Source organism: Chromohalobacter sp. HP20-39 (genome assembly GCF_033052815.1).
Classification (GTDB): domain Bacteria; phylum Pseudomonadota; class Gammaproteobacteria; order Pseudomonadales; family Halomonadaceae; genus Chromohalobacter.
In genome coordinates this window covers 1-250 of record NZ_JAWHTP010000988.1, presented here as the reverse complement: position 1 = coordinate 250, position 250 = coordinate 1, and the positions used below count along the sequence as shown (strand labels likewise).

Genomic DNA, 250 nt, shown 5'->3' with positions numbered 1-250 from the left:
GGCCGTGGGCACCGATGGCGCGAACCTGGCCGCGCGGCGTGGCGGTGGCTTCGAGCAGCTGGGCGACCAGGTCGGCATAGTTGCGCGCCACCGCGTTGGCGGCCAGTGCGGCGCGGTGCAGCTCGTTGGGGCCCGGGGTGTTCAGCGCGAGCAGTTCATCGCGCAGTGCCGGGGCGAACGGGGTGTGGACATGGCCAGTGACGGCCAGCCGGGCAGCGTCGAAGAGTACGCCGTCGACACCGTCGAGCGA

General features: G+C 72.8%; 1 protein-coding gene. It reads right to left on the bottom strand.

Translation table 11 applies throughout. The features are described 5' to 3' along the window. Positions 1-250, bottom strand: a 250-nt coding sequence (locus RVY79_RS20930) for an anhydro-N-acetylmuramic acid kinase (RefSeq protein ID WP_317466531.1), incomplete at both ends; no start/stop codon positions are given.